This is a genomic window from Bacillus cereus group sp. BfR-BA-01524 (assembly GCF_022662595.1).
Lineage (GTDB): Bacteria > Bacillota > Bacilli > Bacillales > Bacillaceae_G > Bacillus_A > Bacillus_A thuringiensis_S.
The window spans coordinates 1-4,583 of record NZ_JAKUDW010000180.1 but is presented as its reverse complement, the minus strand read 5'-3'; the positions used below and the strand labels follow the sequence as shown (position 1 = coordinate 4,583).

Here is a 4,583-nt window from a genome sequence, read left to right as displayed (position 1 = left end):
GAAGACTCATATCGTCTAATCCACTCACGAAGTACGCTAGGGTTAACTCCTATAGATTTAGCAATTATTTTTCCACTTTCTGTACCATCTAAATATCGTTTCACCGCTTGGGTTTTTTCTTTTGAAGAAAATTTAGCCATAAAAAATGCACCTCCAATTGTTAGACTGTGTCTAACAATTGGGGTGCACTTCAAATACAATGGCTTTTTTACTATAGATAGATTAACATATTAAATTCTTATCCCTTAGAGAGATAGTTCATGTCATGTATCAATTTCATCATTTTCTTCTAATTGACGTTGTTCTAAACGCTCGATTGCAGCTCGACGTTTAGTATCATCAATATTCGTATAAAGAGAGGTAGTTTCCATCGAATTATGACCCATTTGATTTGCCAACAGAACCAAATCTTTATTTTCATTATAATGATTAGTCGCATATGTATGACGTAACTTGTGAGGGCTCTTTTTTTCGTCAAATGCTCTAGTATATTTCTCTGTAAGTTTTTGTATTGCATTAACAGAAATTTGTGCGTATGAGCCTTTATAATTCGTTACAAATAGAATATCCTCATCATCAGGGCACTTATAACGGTTAGTACGTACTTTAAGATACTCTTGAACATCATCTAGAGCTGTTTGTGTAGCCAAAATAGATGATTTTTTATCTCCTTTACGTATAACTTTGATGTAACGAGTACGAAAATTAATACTAGAAATAGTTAAACTAGCTGCTTCAGATACCCGAAGACCTGTACCCAGGATTAGACTTAGAATAGCAATATCACGCTCTCTATCTCGCTTAAAAAACCTTAGTTTACCAGGAGCGGTTTCTTGTAACATTTGCTCATATTCATTAGATAAAAAGCGCATGAATTTAATGTCATCATTGTTGTGAAAAATAACTTCTGCAATTTCTTTTGCTCTCGTTGCAGCGTCAATTTTTTCCTTATGAATTTCCATTTTTGCCATAACATTTCTATAAAAGTAACATTCTCCATTATCATCCTCAGTATTGCTTGTTAGGTAGTTAAATAATGACTTTAGAGCCGAAAATGTCCGTATAACTGCCTTGGTTTTATTACCTTGTCTCTCTAAATAACTTTTAAATCTTTTTACTTGTTTAAGAGGGAGGTGCTCCAATGTCTCAATTGGTACCTCATGTATTTTCGTTACAGCTTCACCATCTGTTGTAGCAAGACGAGAGGAGATTAACCATTGTAAAAACATTTCATATTCAATTAAATATCCATACAAAGTAGCAGGGGAGAGGTTCGTTTTCTCTTCGATATATTCAATGATATACCAGGGCATTTTTTCTTTATGACGTTCTACACGTGCTTGATACACTTGTTTTTCTCGATTACTCAATTTTTTCACCTCAAACTTCAAAACAGTACATTGAATTTTATAATCAATGTACTGTTTTGTCTGAATTCGTCTAATTTTACATTAAATACAATTTTAATATATAATTGCGCTATTATTTACTTTCGTTTGCTTACAAGCTTTTTTGCCATAAATCTTTTTTTGTAAATATTCCTTCTAGAAGGAGAGGAGACTTTTTTATGAACTGATATCTCTTGGAAATCCAAATAATTCTTTGCCATAAATAAGTCTAAATAGTCTTTAAACGACACTTCAGAAAGTTCTTTATGACTATCCCACTCATAATACTTTATACTACTTAGAAAATCTTCGAAATTCTTATTATGTAATAATTCTATTACTAATTGATGTTTCATATAAGAACCCTTTAATTTTAACGCTTTATATTCTTCTATTGTTAATCCGCGTGGAATATCTGCATTTTTAATTATTACTCTAATAATTCCCAAAAGAAGATCTACTAATTCAACACCAATCATCTGACATTTATTAACCATTTTGCAATCCGTAACCCAAAATTGTTCAGCTCTATATAAAGACTGTGTGTTTAAGTTTTCCTTTAGTCGAGTCTCTATATTATATTTTTCATATTTTCCTTCTTTTTCAATATAAATTTTAGTTTTTATGTATACATCTTTACCTAAATTTCTTAATAACCCATAGAAAATACGTTCTGGTATTTTAGTATAAACCATCAAGGTTGCATAATTTAAGGTTTTACTTTTTTCACGTCTTGGTAGCTTTTGACTACCAATATCTTCTGACAATTTATATCGCCAATCTAAGGTAGAACGATTGTAATTTATAATATTCATGCTACAGTATTTAGCATAGAGTGAAAATATATCTATAGTTTCCTTAATATCAGTATATAATTTATGATCCCCAGTATACTCTTTCCAATGTAACTTCATGTTTCCTGATTGTAACTTTTTATTAAGAGATTCCATTTCATATGAATCATAAACTGAATTTGGTATTAATAGGCCGCCCATAGTAGATGGTTTATCAGAATCTTGACCACTCTCATCAAAAAAAACATTCATTAATTCAGTTTGTAACGGTGATGATAAAGACATATTCTTTCCCCCAGGAATAAGATATTGTTGACAAATTAAAAATTAATCTGTAATATAAGTAATACGTTATTGCCCCGTATCTAGATTCGGTTAACGTAACATAGAATTGGCTGAGTACCCGCATCTCGATGCGGTGAAAAACAATTTGAATTTCTAAACAACTATAAAAATATAATTTTTAACTTTCAAAGCTTAGGTTTTAAAAACCTGAGCTTTTTTATTATATCATACTTAATCAATATACACAATTGTATATTAAACACGGATTTAATGTAAAATTGATTACTTACTGAATTTCTTTCCTGTGCTCTCCCCTATTTATATTTTAATTACATTATCCTGCTAGCATCCAAAATATAGGGAGTGTAATTCCTATATTTCATAATAAAAATACAGTTAGTATATACTTACTGTATTTTTAAGAATCACATATTTTATTCGTACATTTTGGGTATCTTAATTTTCTTTTCATATTTTTTATTTTCATTTGTGTATTTTTTTATTAATTTATCTACAAAACTTTTCTGCTGTGAGGAGTTAGGACTAAACGCATCAAATATAGTGATAAATCCGTATAACGCAATGCAAAATATCAGCAATTGAATACTCATAACAATAGAACCTTCTGGCATAATTCTTTTATCTGAGATTAAATATAGCAATTTATCGTATAAACTGAACACAAGAAATCCAACTGATAATGATGTTAAGAAGTTAACAGTATCTTTTAAAAATCTAATCGTCTCAAAAAATATTCTTACAAATATATTTTTATTTAAGCTATGTAAATACCATCCATAGTTCCTATATAAAGTGTAAAAATTTGACCAGTATTCTCCCTCAATAGACTGATAATAATAGTTTAACGCAATCCAGAATTTTTTCCATTTTTCTTCGCTCTTCTCTATTTTAAAGTCCTTATATAATTCCTCGACATGGAAAAAATTGTCTATTAAATCTTTATTTCCAATTTGATACAAACCTTTTTCTTCATGAATATACAATTCAAATAAGTCATTGAGTAATCTTTCCCTTTTAAACCCACTATTTTCTCTCATTATAACTTTAATACTTAAAAATAAAGGTTCAATTACAGTTTTTAAATTATTTTCATTTTGAGTGTAAAAACGATTTGTCTTAGTTGTTCTTTGTCCAAATATATAACCTACTGTGGCTGCCAGTATAGGAATTATAAATGGTATATATTCTTTAATATTACTCATATAACTTCTCCCTTCATAAATTATAATATCAATCAATATAAATATAACATTTATGAAATTATAATGTTAGTTTCTACACCTTAAATCTTTCATGAAATAACAATTGCATGAACCTATCCTCTCGCGTTAATCAGTATAAATATGTAACAAAAGGTACACCTCCAATTGTTAGACACAGTCTTACAATTGGAGGTGTATTTTTTATGACTAAATTTTCTTCAACAACAAAATCCAAGCGGTGAAACGATATGAATCTTCAAGTGAAAAGGCCTTTAAAAAGTGCTATACATTCTACCAATCCGATTATAAACTAGATGTACTTTATTATATGAATGAAAAAGGAACATCTATCAGAGAAACAACGGCACTTTTCAATATTCCGTCTTATGAAAGAATTAGAGTTAAAATGTCTGGCTCGTATGAGGAAGTCACTTCCGTTGCAACAGTTACAATTCACGTTCCCCTTCATTAAATACTTTATCTTTCCAATCTATGTACCTTCTCTTTAGAATCAGATGTTAACAATAACCTATTCCAGCTACTGTAAATATTATATCATCCCACCTTATAAGGGGTAATTGTTATTTTCCGATTGGATCAGTCCATTCTATTTGTTTGTGATTTCCTGGAGCAAATTTATTATAAGACCTATTAAAATAGAAAAAGTTACCGTTTTTAACTATATTCTTTTCTATAAATAGTCTTGTATCTTTCCAACTTTTTGTAAGGATTAATTTTCCATTAGGTGTAATAACAAAATTCTCATTGTCTTGTTCAGTACAATGATTAACCACGGTTCCACCCTCATAACCAGCTTCTCTAGCAGCTATATTTAAAGCATCAATGAAATCGACTTGCCAATTAGGCATTTGCCCCTTCCCTGGAAAAGCCTC

4 protein-coding genes and 2 pseudogenes are annotated in these 4,583 nt (G+C 29.8%); 1 reads left to right on the top strand and 5 read right to left on the bottom strand.

Translation table 11 applies throughout. The features are described from left to right. From MR170_RS29800 to MR170_RS29785, 4 genes are all read right to left on the bottom strand, one after another. Window positions 1-140, bottom strand: a 140-nt coding sequence (locus MR170_RS29800) for a transposase (protein WP_242310486.1), incomplete at its 3' end; no start/stop codon positions are given. A gap of 123 nt (window positions 141-263) precedes the next feature. After that, window positions 264-1,370, bottom strand: a complete 1,107-nt coding sequence (gene xerS, locus MR170_RS29795) for a tyrosine recombinase XerS (RefSeq protein ID WP_242310484.1) — start codon at window positions 1,368-1,370, stop codon at window positions 264-266. A gap of 116 nt (window positions 1,371-1,486) precedes the next feature. Beyond that, on the bottom strand, window positions 1,487-2,467 hold the full coding sequence (locus tag MR170_RS29790; RefSeq protein ID WP_242310482.1) for a DUF3800 domain-containing protein: 981 nt from the start codon (window positions 2,465-2,467) through the stop codon (window positions 1,487-1,489). Window positions 2,468-2,901: 434 nt separating this feature from the next. Further along, the gene (locus MR170_RS29785; protein ID WP_242310480.1) at window positions 2,902-3,690 is read right to left on the bottom strand and encodes a hypothetical protein; all 789 of its coding nucleotides are present in this window, start codon (window positions 3,688-3,690) and stop codon (window positions 2,902-2,904) included. Between the two features lie 238 nt (window positions 3,691-3,928). On the opposite strand from MR170_RS29785, the pseudogene MR170_RS29780 reads away from it, so the two are divergent. Then, a pseudogene (locus tag MR170_RS29780) lies at window positions 3,929-4,114 on the top strand (IS3 family transposase); the annotation flags it as partial. A gap of 157 nt (window positions 4,115-4,271) precedes the next feature. On the opposite strand, the pseudogene MR170_RS29775 reads toward MR170_RS29780, so the two are convergent. Further along, a pseudogene (locus tag MR170_RS29775) lies at window positions 4,272-4,583 on the bottom strand (hypothetical protein); the annotation flags it as partial.

What these genes read in the sequence shown, in the direction of transcription:
- MR170_RS29785 (WP_242310480.1), bottom strand. Translation starts at nt 3,690, where the DNA reads ATGAGTAATATTAAAGAATATATACCATTTATAATTCCTATACTGGCA.
- MR170_RS29790 (WP_242310482.1), bottom strand. Translation starts at nt 2,467, where the DNA reads ATGTCTTTATCATCACCGTTACAAACTGAATTAATGAATGTTTTTTTT.